Raw genomic sequence first — 22,527 nt, 5'->3', positions numbered from 1 at the left:
TATCTATTCTTAAAGGGAGGAATTGAGATGAATGCTGTATTAAATCGAGTAACTTTGAATGGTGGATTTCTGACTTATCGTGATATTGAAAAGGAAAATTGGCCATATCATCAAGTCAATCAGTTAGTTGCGGAAGGTGTCTTAGAAACGGATGAGCGTGGGATTTATCGTTTACCAGAGACCTATATTGATGAGTATTATAGCTTGCAGTATCGTTTTCCAAAAGGCATTTATTCATTAGATACTGCTTTATGGTTACACGGGCTGTCTTTGACGATTTCTTTCGAGCCGAAGATGACCTTTCCTTATGGCACTAATACCGTTAATATCCGAGAGGCAGGTATTGAGCCTGTGGTTACCAGGTCGCATCATGACCTTGGTATTATTTATATAGAAAGACAGCCAAATCAACAGATTGCGGTCTACGATAAAGAGCGGACACTTGTTGAGTGTTTACGACCAATTTATAAAATAGATATTCAAATCATCGCCCCTGCTTTTAGGAGGTATATGGCGATGGGACAGGTCAATCTTGGCAAACTCTTTGAATATGCTCGTCTATTCAAAGTGGAGAAGAAGTTACAATCCTACATTGAGGTATTACTATGACATTTACAAATGTTATAAGTCTTATCTTATTATCAATACAGATGAGATAGTACGGCTATTAAAAATAAATAATCCAGCTAATCATTTTAGACTAGCTGGATTATTTATTATAAAGAGACATATTTAGAGCCATAGGTTGGTAAGTGATTTTCTGTTCGTCAGTAATTAAATTACTATAAGTCACAAATCCAAATGTTTCATAGAATGAAACCACTTTAGGGTGGTTTAAGCTGTCTAAAAATACTATCTGAGTACCTACAATACTTCTAAATTGTTCAATCTTTTTCAAGACTTCTTGAAATAATTCTGCACCAGTAATTTGATTGATTTTAGTGTTTTTACCAAACTGACCAATGAGTAGGACAGGGATAGTGTCAACATTGTTAGGACTTTTCCCTTTAAGAATAAGTTTCTTCTTGATAGATTTCTCTAAATCTGAAATATCTATAACTTTAAGAGAAAGGCTAAAGAACCCCACAATATCATTTGTTTCGCTATTTTCAACAATAAAATTACGTGAGCGGTGATGGTTTTCAAATTGAAGAGCTTTATCTAATAAGTAAGATAACATATCATTGTTACCATGAAAATCAACAGTGTCTTTTATAATCTTTCTGAAAATATCATAGCTTTCTTCAAGTGTTAGATCATCAGCTTGCTCACTAATAGTTGCTAGGTAGTCTGTCAGCGATAATGTTTGTATCATGATTTTGATAGGTATTGAGCAATCAATTTATTTGAGGTAGTTTTCTTCGCAGGCTTAATGACTTGTAGTAGATTTTCTAGTGACTCAGATGGTTTGCTGTTTAGAATTTTTTCAGCATCAGCGGTTGTTATTTTTATATCTCTTGTCATACTAATTGTAGCCATAATTTTCCTCCTTTTACTTTCTATGTTACATTCTACCAAAGTTTACTTCAAATAGCAATTATGAGAAGCTTTCTAAGAGGATATTTAGCCAGTAGCCGTGTGCTACTGGCTTTTTTTCGTGATAAAATCCGCAAATCCTTCTTGGTATGATGGGGCAAGGTTAGCCAGTAGTTCTGGTAATCGACAAAAAATATCATAAAGGAGTGTCCCATGACCCTACCCATTCAAGTAAAACCCATTATTACCCAAGAAAAGGGTGAGAAACATGTCTTTCGCAAAAGCAAGAAGTACCGTACTCTCTGCTCTGTTGCACTAGGAACAGTCGCAACAGCTGTACTAGCTTTAGGTGGTGGTGTTGCCAAGGCTGATGAATTGTTGACACCGAGTGCACCTTCGACTGTTCTGACGGATAATCCAGCTACCAACCTCCCTGAAGCACAGCCTACTGAGACAGTAGAGCATAACACTAGTCTTTCGGAAACAGGGCAATCCCAAGGAACTATGCCTGTGACCATTGATGAGACACCATTAAAGCAAGCGATTGCTGAAGCTAAGGCTGAAGGGGTGACAATTACATCAGGTCAGGACATGGACCTTGGAATCACTCAGACATCTGAAGAAACCAATCAAGCTCTCGATACTGCTAAATCCGATATGGATAAGCAGGTATCAGAGCTGAAAGATGTGACAGCTAAATATCAATCAGATAAGGCAGACCATGCGGCAGAAGTGGCGCGGATTGAAGGAGAGAATGCTATCCTGAAAGTCAGTCATACACAGGCAGATGATGTGGCGAAAAACTTTGAGAAGGACGTCAATGCCACTGTTTCTGATTTGACCAACCGTTTTTCAAATGCCAAGATAACGGTGACAGATAAGACCATCACATCAGGTGATGGCACATCGCCTGAAGCCTATGAGGGTTACACTAAACTGGTCCAAGGTGTTAGTGAGCAGAACCAAGCTGCTATTGACACCTATGTGACTAAGAAAACTGAAGCAGACGCTCAAACAGCGAAAAACAAGCAAATCGAAGCAGAAAATGCAACTGGTCTAGCAAAGGCAAAAGAAGATAACGATGCTATTACTAAGCGAAATCAGGCGGGTCAGGCTGCGATTGACGAAGAAAATCGCCGTGGTCAAGCAGCTGTGGATCAGGCCAACAAGGATAAACAGGCTCGAGTAACCAATCGTCAAGCAGAGATTGAAGCCATCAAAAAAAGCAATGCCCAGAAACAGGCAGAAGCAGACGCTAAAAATCAAGACATCAAAGCCTATAATGCCTCTGAAAAAGCTCGCTACGACAGAGAACTGGCAGAGATTAGAAAGGGAGAAGAGGGCTATATTTCAGAAGCCCTTGCCCAGGCTCTTGACCTTAATCGTGGAGAACCTCAAGCCCAACACGGGGCAGCTACTCGCAATCCCGATCACATTATTAGCACGGGAAATGCTATGCTGGGTGGTTATAGTAATATCCTTGATTCGACGGGTTTCTTTGTTTATGACCAGTTTCGTACAGGGGAGACTTTGCGGTTCAACTATTCGAACCTTCAAAACGCCAGCTTTGCGGGCAAGAAGATTACAGGCGTGACCTATGATATTACCAATCTTGTTTCCCCAGCAGGAACCAATAGTGTTAAGCTGGTTGTTCCAAATGACCCGACAGAAGGGTTTATTGCCTATCGGGGAGACGGAACAGGTGACTGGCGAAACGACAAGATGGAATTTCGAGTGGAGGCCAAATACACCTTAGCTGATGGTAGTCAAGTGACCTTTTCTAAGGAACAACCAGGAGTATTCACTCATTCATCACTGAACCACAACAACATTGGCTTAGAATATGTCAAGGATTCATCAGGCAAGTTCGTTCCTATCAATGGTTCAACTGTTCAAGTAACAGGTGAGGGTCTAGCACGGTCACTTGGTTCTAACCGAGCCCATGAGATTGGCACACCTGAGGAATGGGACACGACTTCCAGCCGCTATGCCTATAAGGGGGCGATTGTGTCAACGGTGACTTCTGGCAATACCTACCGAGTGACCTTTGGTCAGGGAGATATGCCCACTCAGGTGGGAGGTAAGACCTATTGGTTTGCCCTCAATACCCTGCCTGTGGCACGGACGGTACGTCCTTATACACCTAAACCCTTGGTCAAACCTAACCTTGACCCTGTACCAGATCCCTTAACCTACACTCCGTCTGTCTATACGCCAAAGACCTTCACGCCAGAACCTCTGGTAACTTTCACACCAAAACCAACCAGCCCTGTTGAGGAGCCGAGTTTGACATTGGTGAAAGTGTCTTTGCCAACTCAACCCGTCTATGAAAAAACGCCTACGCCACCAGCTGTTCCAAGTGTTCAAGTACATGGCTACCGTTTAGCGACCCAACCAGGTATTCATAAGGAGGTGGAAAATAGTGACCGTGTGTCTATTGACAAGAGTATGGTTGCTAAGGCATCTCCCGTCAACTATCCTTTGGAAGTGGGGAATCTATCCCCAAATCGTATCACGACAACTAGCCTCATCTTTGAGGACTACCTACCAGCAGGTTATGTCCTCAACGAAACGACAACCAAAGAACATAACACCGCCTATGAAGTGGCTTATGACAGCTCTAAGCACTTGGTTCGCTTGACAGCTAAGGACAGTCTCCTCTCTGAAGTTAATAAGGACTTGACTAAGAGCTATCGCCTGACAGCTCCTGTTTTGTACGGTACGGTGGTCAATGATGGTGCGATTTACACTAACACTTACAAGCTCATCATCAATCAGGGAACACCAACCGCCTACACCGTCACCTCAAACCCTGTGACCGTTCGGACACCAGGTGATGGGACTACAACGACCTTGATAATCCCTGATAAGACCAACAAAAACAGCGATGGCATTGTTATCAATGATACGGTGGTCTTAGTTGGTTCAACCAATCACTATACGTTGACCTGGGACCTGGATCAGTATAAGGGTGACCAGTCTTCCAAGGAGACCATTGCCAAGGGCTTTTTCCTCTTGGATGATTTTCCAGAAGAAGCTGTGATGACTAATGATAAGACAGTAAGTGTCACAACCCTAGATGGAAAAGCCTTATCTGGTTTTGTGGCAACGACTTATAAGGACTTGTCAGAAGTTCCAGAAACACTTAGACATCAACTGACAACGGCTAAGATTAACCCTAAAGGAGCTTTTCAAGTCATTGTTCCAGAAGACAATCAAGCCTTTTATGACACTTATGTCAAGACAGGAACTAGCCTCTTGGTGACCAGTCCCATGACGGTTCGTACTGACCTCAAGGACAAGACTTTAACCTACACCAATACTGCCTATCAGATTGATTTTGGTAATGGTTATGCGACGAAGGAAGTGACCAACACGCTTGTTACACCGGAACCGATGAAGAAGAACCTCAATGCCGACCAGGTAGACATCAATGGTCAGGCCATGCTTGTTGGTTCTAAAAACTTCTATACCTTGTCATGGGACTTAGACCAGTACAAGGGTATTGTGGCTACTAAAGACGCCATTGCTAAGGGGTTTTACTTTGTGGATGACTACCCAGAGGAAGCTCTTGAGATTGACACCAAGGCTATTCAAGTGGTGACACAAGAAGGGAAGATTGTATCTGACCTGATGATTGAAACCTATCAGAATTTGGAAGAAGCTCCAGATAGTTTGAAAGAGGCTCTATTTGCCAAGAAAATCTCACCAAAAGGAGCTTTCCAAGTCTTTCGTCCTAAAGACAATGAGGCTTTCTATGAGACCTATGTGAAGACAGGCCAATCCTTAACCATTATTGACCCTATGACGGTCAAGGACAGCCTTTATAATTCGGGTCAGACCTATGTTAACAAGGCCTATCAGGTTGATTTTGGATTGGCTTACGAGACGGAAGACGTATCCAACTTCATTCCGATTGTTACGCCTAAAAAATCCAACACCACTGACAAGGGAGTGATCATTGATGGGAAGACGGTTCTACCTGACATGGTCAATTACTACAAGATTGTCATGGATTATAGTGCCTATAAGGGCATGGCTGCGACCAAGGACCAGATTGCCAAGGGCTTTTATATGGTGGACGATTACCCAGAAGAGGCCTTGGAATTGCAACCAGACGGGATTCAGATTGTTGACGGTCAAGGGCAAGCAGTCAAGGGCTTATCCGTTAAGGTGTACGCTTCTCTAACTGAAGCACCAAAGGCTGTTCAAGAGGCTATGGCAGGTAAGGGATTTGTGCCTAAAGGAGCCATTCAAGTCTTTACGGCAGATGACCCACAGACCTTTTATGATACCTATGTCAAGACGGGTCAGACCTTGGTGGTAACCAATCCCATGACCATAAAGAAAGACTTGGTTAAAACAGGTGGTGACTACACCAATACCGCCTATCAGATTGATTTTGGCCTAGCCTATGTGACGGATACTGTTGTGAACAACGTGCCAAAACTAGACCCCAAAAAGGATGTGGTGATTGATTTGTCTCACAAGGACCAGAGTTTGGATGGCAAGGAGATTACCCTTAATCAGGTCTTTAACTACCGCCTTCAAGGAGCACACATTCCAGCTCATCGAGCGACAGCTCTCACTGACTATCGCTTTAACGATGATTACGATGAAAAACATGACCAGTATGATGGTGTTTATCAGGCTTATCTGATGACGGACGTAACCTTGATAGATGGGACAGTCCTGAAAGCTGGCACAGAAGTGACCAAGTACACCCTTCAAGAAGTGGATACTAAGTCTGGTCAGGTGTCTATTTCCTTTGATAAAGACTTTTTGACCAGTCTTTCAGAAGATTCCACCTTCCAAGCCGATGTTTATCTTCAGATGAAACGGATTGCGGCTGGTGACGTGGAAAACACCTTTAGCCATAGTGTTAATGGCGTGACCATTAGTTCTAACACGGTTAAGACCACAACACCAGAGCTTGTGCAACCACCAACACCTCCAACGCCACCAGTCGTTCCAAATCAACCTGCACCTGTTCCACCACAAGTTCCAACCCCAGTTGCCAGTCTCCCACAAACTGGTGAGGAAGCTTCTATCCTTAGTCTTGTTGGAGGTGGCTTGATGCTAGGTCTAGCGTATGGGTTACACCGTAAGAAGAAAGAGCTAGAAAGTGAGGACAGCCATGCCTAAGACCATTTACACCAAAGATAGTGACCGAGACGGTCTCACAGATGCTCAAGAACTGGCTCTGGGAACCAATCCACTAAGTCCTGATTCTGATGGCGATGGACAAGCTGACTTGGCAGAAATCCTATCTGGACGAACCGCCACCTTTCAGGAGATGCGACAGGTCATGCAGTATTTTTTGGACCAAGATACGTCAGCCTTTACCAAGGCGGTTCTGAGTGTCGAGACCCAAATCATTAGCTCAACTCTCCTTAATGACCTTTATGATTACTATATGGCTACAGACAACATTTATCTGCTGGATGAGCAACTCCGTCTGGTTGCGGATGAGCAGAACGAGGTGATTAAACAAGACCTGACCCGACTGCTAGACAAGCTCTACCGAACAGGGGATGGAAATGAGTTTATTTCAGATGTTTTACAAGGTCAGTCGGCTACTTATTTGGTGTCGTCCGATGGTTGGCAGCTGGGTGACTTTGACCCTTATAGTTTAGAAACCCTAGATGACTTGATTCGTCATCAACTGGCTGAGGATAGCGATGATTATTTTGGGGACTTGGTTCATCTCGCTCTTGCCCAGGACAAGTTGGATAGCCGTTCTCAGTTTTTACAAAGCTACATGGCAGACTTGGCAAGACCTCAAGTAGACGCACAGCGAGAGCTGTCAATGACCCTCTAAGCGATTGGGACTGAGAGCTTTCTCAGTCCTTTTTGACTAAAGAAAATCAAAGGAGAACTACTGGATGAATATACAATCCATCAGCAACCGCCTCCGTCAACATCAGCATCAAGATTTGGCTATTAAGGAGGCTTTTCTACGTTTTCAAGCCCACCATTTTGATGAGCCTTGGGAAAGGCTTTTGGAAACCTTTATTGAGCAGGAAGGTCGTGTCAATCTTTTCCCAACTCCCTACGATGTGAGTGCGGAACTAGAAGCTTTTCTGAGCCAAGGAGACCAGCCTTCTGAACATTTGGGAGCCTATACTTATCGCTTTGCACAGGCTGGCCTACGACAACTCCCCCAGCTCAGTCCTGTTGAAAAAGACATGGTGGTTTTGGTAGCGACCTATAACCTCGCCGTTCGCTTTCAGCTTTTGGACCAAGTGGGAAGCTATTATGGTGTGTCCTTGGGGAGTTTGGTGTCTCAGATGAATCAGGTGGATTTTATCAATGTGTCCAAGGTAGCTAATAATCTAGCGGACCGCATTAGCCGAGAACTGGACCTCTTTATTTTGGACTATGAGCCTCTGGTTATCCCTAAGCCTGAACTGACCTTTGAGGAAAATAGCCAATCTGTCATTGCCAGTTACGGTCAATCTGTGGCCAAGCTAGATAAGGCGAGTTTGCTTGTGGAACATTTACCAGCCTATCAGGACTTGCCCTTGGGCATTAAAGCAGACATCATTACTCAGTTCGACCAGAAAAAAGCAGAGCTCAGTCGGGTGAAGCAGGAAGAAACTGTCAGATTTGAAGAAGTTGATAATGTGGTAACGGCTTATCTGACCAATCAAGCTGGACCACTCTCTTCTTATGACCGTCGCTTAGGCAAAAGTCGGCACTATGAGGCTTATGACCAGCTGAACGTGACCCAAAAGTTTGCGATTTTAAGCCACTACGATGAATTAGCCAAACTAGTGCGACCTCCACAGTTTCATTTGGGTGACTTTGATGAAGAACGTAGGCAAATCCCTGTCTATGAAGGTGAGACCATTTTTACCTATCTGGAAGCGGATGGGTCGGCAGATGAGTTGGCTAGAGTACCAGGTTCTCAGGAACTGGCAGAATTGGTAGACCTCAGTCGTCAGCTCTTGACAAGAAACTACCAGCTTTTAGAGGAAGTTGGTTTCCCTGTTGAGCATTTCCCAGAGGATAGTCGAGGTGTCTTGTTAGATGCGGTTGGGAAATACCGTTTGTCCAGTGAAGAGTTACTTTATTTAGGGCAGTATCCTCATGCCTCAGTCTATCAGTTGAGGCTTGCGGTGGAGTTGCTTGACCAAGGATTAGACAGAGATAGCGTTACATTTTTCCTTGAGAGCAGCCTCCCTTATGAGCGTTTGGTATTTTTGGTCAATCGCATGACCAAAGATGGGCTGAAGCTAGAGGAGGCCAAAGTCTTTGAGTTGATGGCTCAAGCAGAGCCAGACAAGGCATCTCGCTTATTATTGGAAGAACTTCAGGCTAAAGAACAGGAAACTCCTTTTGATGATAGCCTGTCAGAACTCAAGGAACAGGTTCATAGAATCTACCCTTTGGGCAGTTTAGTTCATTATGGTAGTCACCTGTTTGAGGTCGCAGGGATTTGGGAAGACCAGGGTCAGATTAGAGTTGAGTTAGCTGCTTTACCTGATGATGATGTGCTACACAGTCCTGTATTTTATGTTGGTTCGCTTGGTGCGTTGGAAAAGAGCCAGCTGTTTTATCGGCCAGATACGGTCTCTCATCTTAGTGTGGAAGTTGAGATGGACAAAACAGGTCATCCGGATGAATTAGACCTTTTTTCTTTTCTTGATGACGATATAGCTCCTCGTTCAGTTCAGGTTATACCTGATCAGTCTGTTTTTTTAGACGAAATTGCCCCAACTGAAGAACAGAGTGAACCATCAAGTGAGAAAGATACAGGAGAGGTTGTGGAAGAGACTATTCTTTCTTATCCAGTCCAGGACTTTGTCTTTCCAGAGGACTTGACCGATTTTTACCCTAAAGGGACACGGGCTAAGGTGGAAGCCAATCTTGCAGCTATTCGCTTGGTTAAGGAACTGGACAAGTCTGGGAGACAGGCTAGCCCACCTGAACAGGAGATACTAGCTAAGTATGTCGGTTGGGGAGGTCTAGCTAATAGTTTTTTTGATGACTACAATCCTCAGTTTGAAGAAGAACGAGCAGAACTCAAAAGTTTGGTATTGGATAAGGAATACTCAGATATGAAACAGAGTTCTCTAACTGCTTACTATACCGACCCAGCCATCGTTAGAGCCATGTGGGACAAGCTAATCGCAGACGGTTTTACAGGCGGACGAGTGCTGGATCCGTCTATGGGAACGGGGAATTTCTTTGCGGCCATGCCAGCTCAGTTAAGAGAGAAGTGCGAACTGTACGGTGTGGAGTTAGATGGCATTACAGGAGCCATTGCAAAGCAGCTTCACCCCACTACCACCATTTTCGTTCAGGGTTTTGAGGATGTGCCTTTTCAGACGGATAGTTTTGACCTGGTTATTTCAAACATTCCCTTTGGTAATTTTAGAATCGCGGACAACCGTTATGACAAGCCTTATATGATCCATGATTATTTTATTAAAAAGTCCCTGGACGTGGTTCATGATACTGGGCAAGTGGTGGTCATTTCCTCAACGGGAACAATGGATAAGCGGGTGGACAATGTCTTGCAGGACATCAAGGACACGACCCAGTTTTTGGGTGGGGTTCGTCTGCCCGATTCGGCCTTTAAGGCTATCGCAGGAACGAGTGTCACGACTGATATTCTCTTCTTCCAAAAGGATTTGAACAAGAGAGCATTCACAGATGATCTTGCTTTTTCGGGAAGTAAGCGGTATGCCAAGGACGACCGTATTTGGCTTAATCCTTATTTTGATGGTGATAATAATTCCCAAGTTTTGGGAACTTATGAAGTCAAGAATTTTAATGGTGGTACACTATCTTTGAAGGGAAGTGACCATCCCCTATTGTTAGAGTTAAATGAGGCTTTGAAGCAAGTGTCACTTCCACAAGTTAAGGACAACATCTTTATCCAATCCCAAGTTCTGATGGAGAAAAAGGTGGATAAAAGCATTCCACAAAGCATTTGGGATAGCCTTGAACTCTATAGTTTCGGCTATGAGGGAGATACTATTTACTATCGAGACCGTGATGGGATTCGAGTAGGGGCTAAGACAGAAGAAATTAGCTATTATATCAATGAAGTTGGGGATTTTGTGGCTTGGGATTCCAAACATTCTCAAGCAGCCATTGACCGTTTTGTGGCTTTGAATGTGACCGATGAGACAGCTGTTGATGTTTACCTGTCACCAGAAGCGACGAAGACAGGACGACACAAGGGACTTTTTAAGAAAACGGTCTTCTATGAAGGAACTTTGTCTGATAAGGAGGTTGCCCGTATTAAGGGCATGGTCAATCTTCGCAACACCTATCAGGAAATGATTGATCTCCAGCGGGATTATGACTATGACCGTGATGTCTTTGAGGGCTTACTTGGGGATTTAAATGTCCAGTATGACCGCTTTGTCAAAGGCTATGGCTACCTCAATAGCAATGTCAACCGCAATCTATTTGACAGTGATGACAAGTATTCTCTTCTTGCTAGTTTAGAAGATGAATACATTGACCCAGTAGATAAGAAGGTAAAGTATAAGAAGTCGATGGCCTTTGAGAAAGCCTTAGTCCGTCCAGACCGTGTCCTAAAGGAAGTCAAGACTGCCCAAGATGCCCTCAATACTAGTCTAGCTGATGGTCGTGGAGTAGATATTCCCTTTATGATGTCTCTTTATTCAGGCAAAACAGAAGATGATGTGATTGAGGAATTAGGGGATTTGGTCTTGTTAGATCCTGCTTATGCCCTCTTAGGAAAAGTGGTTTATGTTTCTCGTCAGGATTTTCTATCAGGGGATATTTTAACCAAGCTTGACCAGGTGGATTTGCTTCAAAAAGAGGACAATGCCTTGGCAGACTGGAGACACTATCAGACTTTGCTTGAGGCTGTCAAACCACGCCAGATTGGTCTAGCAGATATTGCCTACCGCATTGGCTCTCGTTGGATTCCAAACGAGGTTTATGGGCAATTTGCCTATACAGTGCTTTTGGAGGAGGAGAGACCTCTGGATGACCCAAGTTTAATAGATGTCATTGAGGTTAGTCCTATTGATGGAACCTATACCTTGTCTAAGGAGTTTACCAACCGTCGTGTGTCTGCCCAAGAAGCGGCTATGGGGGTGAGGGGGTCACGCTATGATAGTGGGCGGAAGGTGTTTGAGAACCTGCTTAATTCCAATCAGCCTACTATTACACAGACGGTCAAAGAGGGTGATAAGCAAAAGCAAGTGACCGATGCCCAGCGAACCAGCCTCTTGAGAAGCAGGGAAGCGGATATGCAGGTGCTTTTCCAGGACTTTGTCTTATCCTCTCCAGAAGTTCAGACCTTGATTGCGGACACCTACAATAGCCTGTATAACCGTACGGTGTCTAAGACCTATGATGGTAGCCATTTGGTTATTGATGGCTTGGCTCAAAATATTAGCTTACGCCCCCATCAGAAGAATGCCATTCAACGGATTGTGGAGGAAAAACGAGCCCTTTTAGCCCATGAAGTGGGTTCAGGAAAGACCTTGACCATGCTTGGGGCTGGCTTTAAGCTAAAAGAGTTAGGTATGGTCAACAAGCCCCTCTATGTGGTGCCATCTAGTCTGACTGCTCAATTTGGTCAGGAAATCCTCAAGTTCTTCCCGACCAAGAAAGTTTTTGTGACCACCAAAAAGGACTTTGTCAAATCTCGCCGCAAGCAGTTTGTGTCGCGGATTATCACGGGAGATTATGATGCCATTGTCATTGGCGATAGCCAGTTTGAGAAAATTCCCATGAGTAAGGCCAAACAGGAAGCCTATATCATAGACAAGTTGAGCCAGATGCGAGAGATTTGCTTAAAGAGCGAGAATGACTACACGGTCAAGGAATCCGAGCGAGCTATTCGATCTTTGGAAGAACGATTAGAGGAGCTTCAAAAACTGGATAGGGACAGCTTTATTGAGTTTGAGAACTTGGGCATTGACTGCCTCTTTGTGGACGAAGCCCACCATTTCAAGAATATCCGTCCCATCACAGGCTTGGGCAACGTGGCAGGTATTACCAATATCACAGCCAAGAAGAACGTGGACATGGAGATGAAGGTGCGGCAGGTCCAGTCAGAGCATGACAATCGCCATATCATCTTTGCGACAGGAACCCCTGTTTCCAATTCCATCAGTGAGCTCTACACCATGATGAACTATGTTCAGCCTGATGTGCTGGAGCGGTATCAGGTGGCTCACTTTGATTCTTGGGTGGGAGCTTTTGGTCAGATTGAGAATTCAATGGAACTGTCTCCAACGGGAGATAAGTACCAGCCTAAGAAACGCTTTAAGAAATTTGTCAACCTGCCTGAACTCATGCGGATTTATAAGGAAACAGCTGATATTCAAACCTCAGATATGTTGGACTTACCTGTGCCAGAGGCTAGGATTATCCCAGTAGAGAGTGAGTTGACGGATAGCCAACGCTATTACTTAGAGGAGTTAGTGGCACGGTCTGAAGACATCAAGAACGGTCTGGTAGAGCCGACTGTGGATAATATGCTCAAAATAACGGGTGAGGCCAGAAAACTCGCTATTGATATGCGGTTGATAGACCCTGCTTACAAGCTGTCTGACAGTCAGAAACTTCTTCAAGTGGTGGATAATGTGGAGCGGCTTTATCGGGAGAATATGGCGACAGAAAGTACCCAGATGATATTCTCAGATATTGGCACACCTAAGAAAGATGGAGATGCTTTTGACATCTATAACGAATTGAAAGTCCTCTTAGTCGATCGTGGTATTCCAGCCAACCAGATTGCCTTTGTCCATGATGCCAATACTGACGACAAGAAGAATAGTCTATCTCGTCAGGTAAATAGCGGTGAGGTCCGAATTCTCATGGCTTCTACGGAAAAAGGTGGAACTGGTCTAAACGTACAATCACGCATGAAAGCTGTCCACCACTTAGATGTTCCTTGGCGTCCCTCAGATGTAGGACGGATTTTGCGGACATTCAAAATAAAAAAGAATGTGGAGGTAACAGACAATGGCAAAGACAATTTTTGAGGAAATGGGCGGCAAATACGAAAGGCAAGGCGATTATTTAATACCGTGCTTAACTGTACCCGCCGAAGAAGAACAGCCGATAGGCATCTGGGGACAGCGGCATTTGGATTATCTGAAGCATCACTGCAAAGTTACATACACCAATCTTCTTACAAGCGGCAGACTTAACGCTTACCTTGCCGACATTGACAGACAGGCACAGGAACGCTTTGAAAGGCTCATAGAGGGTATGAAACAGGCACAGGGCATAACGGAACAGCTAAAGGCAGAAAACGCCTTAGAATGGACAGGATGCCTCAATAACATAAGGGCTTGTGCGAGGGAGATTGTGGAAAAGGAAATTATTTTTGCATAAACAGATGATTAGTGGCAGGGGGAAATCCTGCCGCTTTTTCTGCTTTAGTTTGTCAGCTTGACAAATAAAGGGTTAAGGAATATAATTAGATTCAGTATTATACACGGAGTTAATAAATATGCGGCAAGGTATTCTTAAATAAACTGTCAATTTGATAGTGGGAACAAAAAGTAGCAGTCCCGTTTCACTTTTAATATGGGGCTTAGTTTTTTGTACCCAGTTTAAAAATACTTTTATCATGTAATTTTATATGCCCGAAAACATATAAGTGTTTTGGGGCTATTGGAGTTATTTACCCAGTGATAGGAGTATTTATCACTGGGTATTTTTATGCCCTTTTTTGGGTGTTGATAGGAGGAAAATCACATGAAAATAATTAACTTAGGCATTCTGGCTCACGTTGACGCAGGAAAGACAACATTAACGGAGAGTTTATTGTATACCAGTGGTGCAATTGCAGAACCAGGGAGCGTAGATAAAGGCACAACAAGGACAGATACAATGAATTTGGAGCGTCAAAGGGGAATCACTATCCAGACAGCAGTGACATCTTTTCAGTGGGAGGATGTAAAAGTCAACATTATAGATACGCCAGGCCATATGGATTTTTTGGCGGAAGTATACCGTTCTTTATCCGTATTAGACGGAGCAGTATTATTAGTTTCTGCAAAGGATGGCATACAGGCACAGACCCGTATACTGTTTCATGCACTACAGACAATGAAGATTCCGACAATTTTTTTCATCAATAAAATTGACCAAGAGGGGATTGATTTGCCAATGGTATATCAAGAAATGAAAGCAAAGCTTTCTTCGGAAATTATAGTGAAGCAAAAGGTTGGGCAGCATCCCCATATAAATGTAACGGACAATGACGATATGGAACAGTGGGATGCGGTAATTATGGGAAACGATGAACTATTAGAGAAATATATGTCAGGGAAACCGTTTAAAATGTCAGAACTGGAACAGGAAGAAAACAGGAGATTCCAAAACGGAACGTTATTTCCCGTTTATCACGGAAGCGCTAAAAACAATCTGGGGATTCGGCAGCTTATAGAAGTAATTGCCAGTAAATTTTATTCATCAACGCCTGAAGGTCAATCTGAACTATGCGGGCAGGTTTTTAAGATTGAATATTCAGAGAAAAGGCGGCGTTTTGTTTATGTGCGTATATATAGCGGAACATTGCATTTGAGGGATGTTATTAGAATATCTGAAAAAGAGAAAATAAAAATCACAGAGATGTATGTTCCGACAAACGGTGAATTATATTCATCCGATACAGCCTGCTCTGGTGATATTGTAATTTTACCAAATGATGTTTTGCAGCTAAACAGTATTTTGGGGAACGAAATACTGTTGCCGCAGAGAAAATTTATTGAAAATCCTCTCCCTATGCTCCAAACAACGATTGCAGTAAAGAAATCTGAACAGCGGGAAATATTGCTTGGGGCACTTACAGAAATTTCAGATTGCGACCCTCTTTTAAAATATTATGTGGATACTACAACGCATGAGATTATACTTTCTTTTTTGGGGAATGTGCAGATGGAAGTCATTTGTGCCATCCTTGAGGAAAAATATCATGTGGAGGCAGAAATAAAAGAGCCTACTGTTATATATATGGAAAGACCGCTTAGAAAAGCAGAATATACCATCCACATAGAAGTCCCGCCAAATCCTTTCTGGGCTTCTGTCGGGTTGTCCATAGAGCCGCTCCCTATTGGAAGCGGAGTGCAGTATGAAAGCAGAGTTTCACTTGGATATTTAAATCAATCGTTCCAAAATGCGGTTATGGAGGGGGTTCTTTATGGCTGCGAGCAGGGGCTGTATGGATGGAAAGTGACAGACTGTAAAATCTGTTTTGAATATGGATTGTATTATAGTCCTGTAAGTACCCCCGCAGACTTTCGGCTGCTTTCCCCTATCGTATTGGAGCAGGCTTTAAAAAAAGCAGGGACAGAACTATTAGAGCCATATCTCCACTTTGAAATTTATGCACCGCAGGAATATCTCTCACGGGCGTATCATGATGCTCCAAGGTATTGTGCAGATATTGTAAGTACTCAGATAAAGAATGACGAGGTCATTCTGAAAGGAGAAATCCCTGCTAGATGTATTCAAGAATACAGGAACGATTTAACTTGTTTCACAAATGGGCAGGGAGTCTGCTTGACAGAGTTAAAAGGATACCAGCCAGCTATTGGTAAATTTATTTGCCAACCCCGCCGCCCGAATAGCCGTATAGATAAGGTTCGGCATATGTTCCACAAGTTAGCTTAACAGCTTGCAAAAGTCATATAAAATGAGATTTGAAAGGATTAGAGACTAATTATGATGAAATGCGAATGGATATTGTGTCCTGTTTGTGGGAGCAAAACCCGTAATAAAATTAGGAAGGACACTGTTTTGGAGAATTATCCCCTTTATTGTCCAAAATGCAGACAAGAAAGATTGATTAAAGTTGACAACTTGAAGATAACTGTCATCAAAGAGCCAGACGCTTAAGACGCAGAGCCGATGAAATTGTGGAACAATTCACGAATCATCGGCTCTTTTTGTTTCGTATTTGAAAGAACAAACTCACCAAATAAAAAAAACGATATTCGGGTGGGTTATTTTGTTATACCCTAAATTACCCTCTGAATTTGTTTTTAAATTTGGAGGGATTTTTTTATGTCCTTTTTTCGGGCAGTTATCTATCTGCTCATACGAAGCAAAATTTATCAATACATAGCATATCAGAGAACGGCAGGAAACCAGTTAAAAAAATTTCTGCCAGTGCAACGGTACTTCTCACCTTGAAAGTAGAAGTACAATCTCCATACAATAGAATTACTATTTCCTATAACCGTAAAGGTCACAGAGCCTTTGCGGTTTTTCTTTTGTCGATTTTTGTTGGAAAGTGCCGTAGGGCTGTTTCTGATATGCGGTGTCGTTCTCCGCCTCTCCATCTGGATTTTTTACATTTCAAAAATTCAGATGGGAGGTATTTATGGTGAAATATGCACCAAGAAAGGTATATATCAGAGAAAGTGGCGGCTATGTGGAATTATCCTACACGGAGTTCTGCCGTTGCAGGGAATCCGACCAGACCTATATGGACAAGCTGTTTATCCCCATTCAAGGCTGTCTGCTTGAAGTCGTGAGGGAGCAATACACAGACTTCTACCGTGACAAGGAACGGTGGCGTTATCTGCAAAAATTAGATACAAAGAATAGACTGCTATCTCTCGACGGATTTACGGACAGCGAGGGGAATCCTCTGGACTTTATCACTGATGAAGCGGTGGACATTGCAGAAACCGTTGTCAATGCGGTCATGGTGGACAGGATGAAAGCCGCCCTGCCTTTGCTGTCGGATAGTGAACAGGAGCTGATACAGGCAATCTTTTTTGACGGACTTTCCGAGCGTGAAGTCGGGGCGAGGTTGGGCATAACCCAGAGCGTTGTAAACAAACGCAAAGCCAGAATCCTAATAAAACTAAGAAAGATAATAGAAAATTAAAATTTAAGGCGTTCAGCCCCCTTGTTTTTTCCTTTGGGAAGATGAGGGGGCTTTTCTCTGCCCTCTCAATCAATTCTGATTGGAGGAAGTAAGAATGGCATACAACCACGGACGGGAGGACAGGAAATGGCGTATCTGGAAAGAAGCGGAGGAAAAGCTGCTGCGTGAGTGCGGCGTTGATGAAGCGACCATTGAGCAGATACGCATGGCGGACAGGGCAGACTTCAATTCCAACAGGCGGTTTTACCGATGGACGAATGACGTTGCGGAATATCTTGAGGACATGGCAGGCAGGGAGCGGCAGGCGGAAGTGGGTACGGTTGCGGAGTTACTGGAAGAGATTGAGAGCGAAAATCTCTATCAAGTATTAGTCACGGTGGACGGGCGTACCTTGAAAATCGTCCTGCTGAAAATGCAGGGGTATTCCACAAAGGAGATTGCCCCGCTTGTGCATTTGACGACTGGTGCCATCTATGCGAGGTTAGACCATCTGCGGAAGAAGCTGCGGAAAATTTTATAGCTTCTAAAACAGCCTGCCATCCTGCGGGCTACTGGGTGAGGGATGGAAATCCCCTCACTCATTTTTTGCAGGAGGACAACAGGATGGCATACAGGGTTAAGGCATACACGCTTCGGGAGGAATCCACGGAAAGCGGCACAAGGTATTTTATCAGCTTTAAGGACGGGCAGGGCAAATCCCACGAGTTGGAAGTGTCGGAACAGTTCTTTATGGAGTTTCGGCAGATGGAGCGCAGGAACAGGAATCTTTTCTAATGGGACGAGCGGCACAGGGAGTTTAACGAGGTATGGGACGAAACCCTTTACAGACGGGCGTTGCGTGTGCCTAAGAGCCTTGATGAACGCATGGTTGAGGAAGAACGGAATGAAACGCTCTATAAGGCGGTTGGGAGCCTTCCAGAGATACAAAGGCGGCGTTTCCTGCTCTACTACGAGTATGAGTTCAATTTTTACCAAATCGCCGCTATGGAGCATTGCACCGCTTCGGCAATACAGAAATCTGTTGCGATTGCAAAGGAGAAAGTAAAGGCGGAAATTGAAGAAATATCTCCAACCGTGACCGACACCGCCCGAAAAAGAAATCTGTTTTTTATTTGTGTGGGATTGGCGGCATTACATACTCTCACTTTTTTCCGTGGGAGTAAATCTATTTTTAAGGAGGTCAACGCCTATGTGCAACGAAAACAAAGACACCGCCCGAAAGGAGGAAAGCCATGCAGAAGTTACAGACAGTCAACGCCGAAACGCTCCTTTATGAACCGCTTGAGAAACCATCCTTTGTGGTGGACAGCCTTATCCCGACAGGCTTATCGCTGTTCTGCGGCTCACAGAAGATAGGCAAAAGCTGGCTCATGCTGAAGCTATGCTTATGCGTGTCGCAGGGAATCCCTTTATGGGATATGCCGACAATGGAGGGCGATGTGCTTTACCTCTGCCTTGAGGACACGTTCTGCCGCATACAGGACAGGTTATTTCGTTTGACGGACGAAGCAAGCGGGCGGCTCCACTTTGCCGTGGCAAGCTGCAAGCTGTCAGACGGTCTTATCGTGCAGCTTGAAGATTATCTGAAAGATTACCCAGACAGCAGGCTCATTGTCATTGATACCTTGCAGAAAGTCCGTACAGCTTCAAAAGACAATGCCTATGCAAGCGACTATGGGGACATCTCCCTCATCAAAGACTTTGCCGACAGGCACTCTCTGGCGGTCATTGTCGTACACCACATCCGAAAGCAGAATGACAGCGACGTGTTCAACAAGGTGTCTGGGACGACAGGATTAACGGGGAGTGCGGACGCTACCTTTGTTCTGGAAAAGGAGAAACGTGCGTCTGACACCGCCAAGCTGTATGTGACGGGCAGGGACACGCCTTATCAGGAATACACGCTGCGTTTCCGTGATTGCCGTTGGGAGCTTGTGGAGCGGAAAACGCAGGAGCAGCTTGCGAAAGAAACGATACCAGATGTCCTTTTTCGGTTGGTGGATTTTATGAGGGATAAGGAAGAATGGATAGGCACGGCAACGGAACTGTTAGCCGCTATGGGGGAAACGGAAACCATACCCACGGTGATTACGAAATGGCTGAATGAATACCGCACCACATTTTTAAGCGAGAACCGTATCTGCTACCAGTACAGCCGCAGGAAAGACGGCAGGCGGATTGCCCTTGCAAGGAGGGCGGGTGACAGCGGTGATGGTGGTGACAGCGATATTAGGATACCCCCCTGTTACTGTCATTGACGCTTAAAGCCATGTAAAGCTGGCGGCTCTGCCCTGCGGGTGACAGCAGTGACGGTGGTGACAGTGATTTTAGGATACCCTGCCGCTGTCATCCCTACGGGAGAACACCCCGTAAACGCAAAATGCAGGCGTGAGATTTACTCGCCCTTTTCGGTCGTGTAAAACCACCCCTGCGGTCAGAAAAATCATTCCGATTTTTCCGACTGCGTTTACAGGGTGTAACACACTACACTTTGCCCTGCAAAGTCGTGTGCCAGACGTTCCCTCTGGACTCCCTTAAGGCAGGGCTGTGCCCTGCTATCCTACGCCTTACGGCTTCGGATAAAAGAATGGCGGCATGACGGTGACGGCTCTTGCGAGGGGGGTATCCCAAAAACACCGTCATCATCGACATGACCGTCATGCAGGGGGTGAGGGTGACAGTTGCGGCAGTCGGCAGGGGGTATCCCAAAACTGCTGTCACCACCGTCACCGCTGTCACCCCAAAGGACGGTCACCCGCCGAAAGAAAGGAGGAATCCGCCTATGCCTTATGCAATCCTGCGTTTCCAGAAACGAAAAGCGGGCGGCGTTGCGGCTTGTGAACGCCACAACGAGCGGAAGAAAGAAGCCTACAAAAGCAACCCAGATATAGATATGGAACGCTCTAAAAACAATTACCATCTCATAGCACCACCAAAGTACACCTACAAGAAAGAGATTAACCGCATGGTAGCCGAAGCGGGGTGCAGGACAAGGAAAGACAGCGTGATGATGGTGGAAACGCTCATCACAGCTTCACCAGAATTTATGAACCAGTTACCGCCCGAAGAACAAAAAGCGTATTTCCAGACGGCTCTTGACTTCATTTCGGAGCGTGTTGGAAAGCAGAATATCCTCTCCGCTGTCGTCCATATGGACGAGAGAACGCCCCATATGCACCTCTGCTTTGTGCCGATTACGCCAGACAATAAGCTGTCAGCGAAAGCTATCTTAGGCAACCAGAAATCATTATCCGAGTGGCAGACCGCCTACCATGAGCGGATGTCCTCACGGTGGAATCAGCTTGAACGGGGGCAGTCCTCAATGGAAACCAAGCGGAAACACGTCCCCACATGGCTCTATAAATTAGGCGGCAGGCTTGATAAACAGTATGAAGAAATCGTGTCTGCCCTATCCGACATCAACGCCTTTAACGCAGGGAAGAAAAGGGATAAAGCGTTAGATTTACTCTCTGCATGGCTGCCAGACGTGGAGAAATTCTCTAAGGAAATCGGGAAACAGCAGGCGTATATCGACAGTTTGAAAGAGAGAATTGGGCAGGAATCAGACTATGCGGGGCGTATGCGTGATGAAAAGTACGAGCAGGAACTAAAGGTGCAGAAAGCGAATCAGAAGATATTTGAATTGCAGAGAACCAACGAGCAGATGGGGCGGCTGCTGTCAAAAATACCGCCCGAAGTGTTGGAAGAATTGCAGAAAAATCATAGAAGCAGAGCGAAAGAAAGGTAGATATGTGAATGAAGAAACAGGATTTTAAGGTGTTAAAGACCAAAGACTTGTACCCGTTCCCCGACAATCCGTTTCATGTGGCAGAAGATGAAACACTGTCAGAGTTAGCGGAAAGCATCAAGGAATTTGGCATTGTCACGCCGATAATCACACGCCCGAAAGAGGACGGGGACGGTTATGAAGTGATTGCAGGACAGCGGCGTGTCCGTGCTTCTGAACTTGCAGGGATAAATACCGTGCCTGCGTTTGTCCTGCCCTTAGACCGTGACCGAGCCATCATCACCCTTGTAGACAGCAATTTGCAGCGTGAGAATATCCTGCCATCGGAGCGGGCGTTTGCTTACAAGATGAAATCCGAAGCCATGAAGCGGCAGGGTTTCCGCACAGACTTAACCTCGTCACAAGTTGTGACGAAGTTGCGGACGGACGACAAGGTGGCACAGGGCTTCGGCGTGGGCAGGATGACCGTGCAGCGTTTTATCCGCCTGACGGAACTGATACCGCCGATTTTGCAGATGGTGGACGAGGGGAAAATCGCCCTCACGCCTGCGGTGGAACTGTCCTTCTTGAAGAAAGACGAGCAGGAAAACCTCTTTGCCACGATGGAGAGCGAAGAAGCAACGCCCTCACTCTCACAGGCACAGCGGATGAAACAGTTAAGCCAGAGCGGGCGGCTTGACATGGATACGATATTTGCGATTATGACGGAGGAAAAGGGCAACCAGAAAGAAACCTTGAAAATCAACACAAGCAAGCTGAAAAAATACTTTCCGAAGAACACAACGCCGAAGCAGATGGAGGAAACCATCATCAAACTTTTGGAGCGTGAGTTGCAGAGGAAACGCAACCGTGACAGCCGCTAATCTTCTTTTTTCGGGAAGTAAATACAGAGAGTTGAGGTATGGAGAATGAGAGAAATCCAGTATGAAATCGTAAAGGAAATCGCAGTATTGTCTACGGGCGACAGTGGCTACACAAAGGAAATCAATCTCATTTCATGGAATGGGAAAGAGCCGAAGTATGACATCCGCAGCTTTTCCCCGAACCGTGAAAAGTGCGGCAAGGGAATCACGCTGAACGCTGATGAAGCGGCGGCACTCCTTAAAGCATTACAGAAAGAATTAAACAGCGAGGATTAATGGTATCTGATTGGCAGGGCGGGGACATTTCCAAACTCTTCCCTGCCCTGTCTGGAAAGGAAGATTTAAGTATGGGCGAGGATAAGAAAGCAGATAAAAAGAGAAAGCGTATCGTGCCAAAAGCACCAGTGCAGATGATAATCAGCCGTGAATATGTCGGCACACAGACCGTTACAGAAGCGTTTGTCCCGATTATCTCCGAGGATATTCGGAAGAAGATTGCCGAGGGCGACACCTTCGACAATGAGGGGCTGTCCGCTTAGAATGTACGCAATGGGACATGAAAACAGATAGGACAGATACGGAGGTTT

At 44.9% G+C, this 22,527-nt stretch carries 15 protein-coding genes and 2 pseudogenes; 15 read left to right on the top strand and 2 right to left on the bottom strand.

Annotation, left to right across the window (positions count from 1 at the left end):
- The first annotated feature begins 27 nt into the window (after positions 1-27).
- Positions 28-609, top strand: a complete 582-nt coding sequence (locus AC3ARB_RS06445; RefSeq protein ID WP_488319758.1) for a type IV toxin-antitoxin system AbiEi family antitoxin domain-containing protein — start codon at positions 28-30, stop codon at positions 607-609.
- Positions 610-709: 100 nt separating this feature from the next.
- Here AC3ARB_RS06445 and AC3ARB_RS06440 read toward each other — a convergent pair whose 3' ends face one another.
- Together AC3ARB_RS06440 and AC3ARB_RS06435 are read right to left on the bottom strand one after the other, a co-directional pair.
- Positions 710-1,315 carry a hypothetical protein gene (locus tag AC3ARB_RS06440; protein WP_488319757.1) on the bottom strand — a complete coding sequence of 202 codons (606 nt, stop codon included), beginning with the start codon at positions 1,313-1,315 and terminating at the stop codon, positions 710-712.
- A complete protein-coding gene (locus tag AC3ARB_RS06435; protein WP_488319756.1) occupies positions 1,312-1,479 on the bottom strand; it encodes a hypothetical protein in 168 nt (55 codons plus the stop codon). The genes AC3ARB_RS06440 and AC3ARB_RS06435 overlap by 4 nt, the downstream gene beginning before the upstream one ends.
- A 210-nt stretch (positions 1,480-1,689) precedes the next feature.
- Here AC3ARB_RS06435 and AC3ARB_RS06430 point away from each other — a divergent pair, with 210 nt between their 5' ends.
- The 14 genes and pseudogenes from AC3ARB_RS06430 (at position 1,690) to AC3ARB_RS06365 (ending at position 22,479) form a co-directional block, all read left to right on the top strand.
- The gene (locus AC3ARB_RS06430; RefSeq protein WP_488319755.1) at positions 1,690-6,621 is read left to right on the top strand and encodes an SspB-related isopeptide-forming adhesin; all 4,932 of its coding nucleotides are present in this window, start codon (positions 1,690-1,692) and stop codon (positions 6,619-6,621) included.
- Positions 6,614-6,757 (top strand): annotated as a pseudogene (locus AC3ARB_RS06425) (calcium-binding protein); the annotation flags it as partial. The gene AC3ARB_RS06430 and the pseudogene AC3ARB_RS06425, both read left to right, overlap by 8 nt.
- Before the next feature lie 604 nt (positions 6,758-7,361).
- Positions 7,362-13,463, top strand: coding sequence for a DEAD/DEAH box helicase family protein (locus AC3ARB_RS06420; protein WP_488319754.1), 6,102 nt, complete (start codon positions 7,362-7,364; stop codon positions 13,461-13,463).
- A complete protein-coding gene (locus AC3ARB_RS06415; protein WP_001140406.1) occupies positions 13,444-13,818 on the top strand; it encodes a TnpV protein in 375 nt (124 codons plus the stop codon). The genes AC3ARB_RS06420 and AC3ARB_RS06415 overlap by 20 nt, the downstream gene beginning before the upstream one ends.
- 366 nt (positions 13,819-14,184) lie before the next feature.
- A complete protein-coding gene (gene tet(O), locus AC3ARB_RS06410) occupies positions 14,185-16,104 on the top strand; it encodes a tetracycline resistance ribosomal protection protein Tet(O) (RefSeq protein WP_488319753.1) in 1,920 nt (639 codons plus the stop codon).
- Between the two features lie 51 nt (positions 16,105-16,155).
- Entirely contained in the window at positions 16,156-16,329 is a 174-nt protein-coding gene (locus AC3ARB_RS06405) for a cysteine-rich KTR domain-containing protein (protein ID WP_002779755.1), read from the top strand.
- Positions 16,330-16,816: 487 nt separating this feature from the next.
- Positions 16,817-17,329 (top strand): sigma-70 family RNA polymerase sigma factor, encoded by a 513-nt coding sequence (locus tag AC3ARB_RS06400; RefSeq protein WP_488319752.1) that lies wholly within the window; start codon positions 16,817-16,819, stop codon positions 17,327-17,329.
- A gap of 94 nt (positions 17,330-17,423) precedes the next feature.
- Positions 17,424-17,849, top strand: coding sequence for an RNA polymerase sigma factor (locus tag AC3ARB_RS06395; protein ID WP_000323895.1), 426 nt, complete (start codon positions 17,424-17,426; stop codon positions 17,847-17,849).
- 83 nt (positions 17,850-17,932) lie between these two features.
- Positions 17,933-18,407 (top strand): annotated as a pseudogene (locus AC3ARB_RS06390) (RNA polymerase sigma factor).
- 154 nt (positions 18,408-18,561) lie between these two features.
- Entirely contained in the window at positions 18,562-19,587 is a 1,026-nt protein-coding gene (locus tag AC3ARB_RS06385; RefSeq protein ID WP_001170964.1) for an AAA family ATPase, read from the top strand.
- Positions 19,588-20,111: 524 nt separating this feature from the next.
- Positions 20,112-21,077: a MobV family relaxase gene (gene mobV / locus AC3ARB_RS06380; protein WP_001820668.1), complete on the top strand. Its 966-nt coding sequence runs from the start codon at positions 20,112-20,114 to the stop codon at positions 21,075-21,077.
- A gap of 8 nt (positions 21,078-21,085) precedes the next feature.
- The gene (locus AC3ARB_RS06375) at positions 21,086-21,940 is read left to right on the top strand and encodes a ParB/RepB/Spo0J family partition protein (protein ID WP_000743700.1); all 855 of its coding nucleotides are present in this window, start codon (positions 21,086-21,088) and stop codon (positions 21,938-21,940) included.
- Between the two features lie 45 nt (positions 21,941-21,985).
- Positions 21,986-22,216: a YdbC family protein gene (locus AC3ARB_RS06370; protein ID WP_001206986.1), complete on the top strand. Its 231-nt coding sequence runs from the start codon at positions 21,986-21,988 to the stop codon at positions 22,214-22,216.
- Between the two features lie 71 nt (positions 22,217-22,287).
- Positions 22,288-22,479 carry a hypothetical protein gene (locus AC3ARB_RS06365; RefSeq protein ID WP_001820669.1) on the top strand — a complete coding sequence of 64 codons (192 nt, stop codon included), beginning with the start codon at positions 22,288-22,290 and terminating at the stop codon, positions 22,477-22,479.
- The last annotated feature ends 48 nt before the right edge of the window (positions 22,480-22,527 follow it).

This window comes from Streptococcus sp. ZY171113, assembly GCF_057748235.1.
The sequence above is the reverse complement of the archived record's forward strand: the minus strand, read 5'-3'. Positions and strand labels throughout refer to the sequence as shown.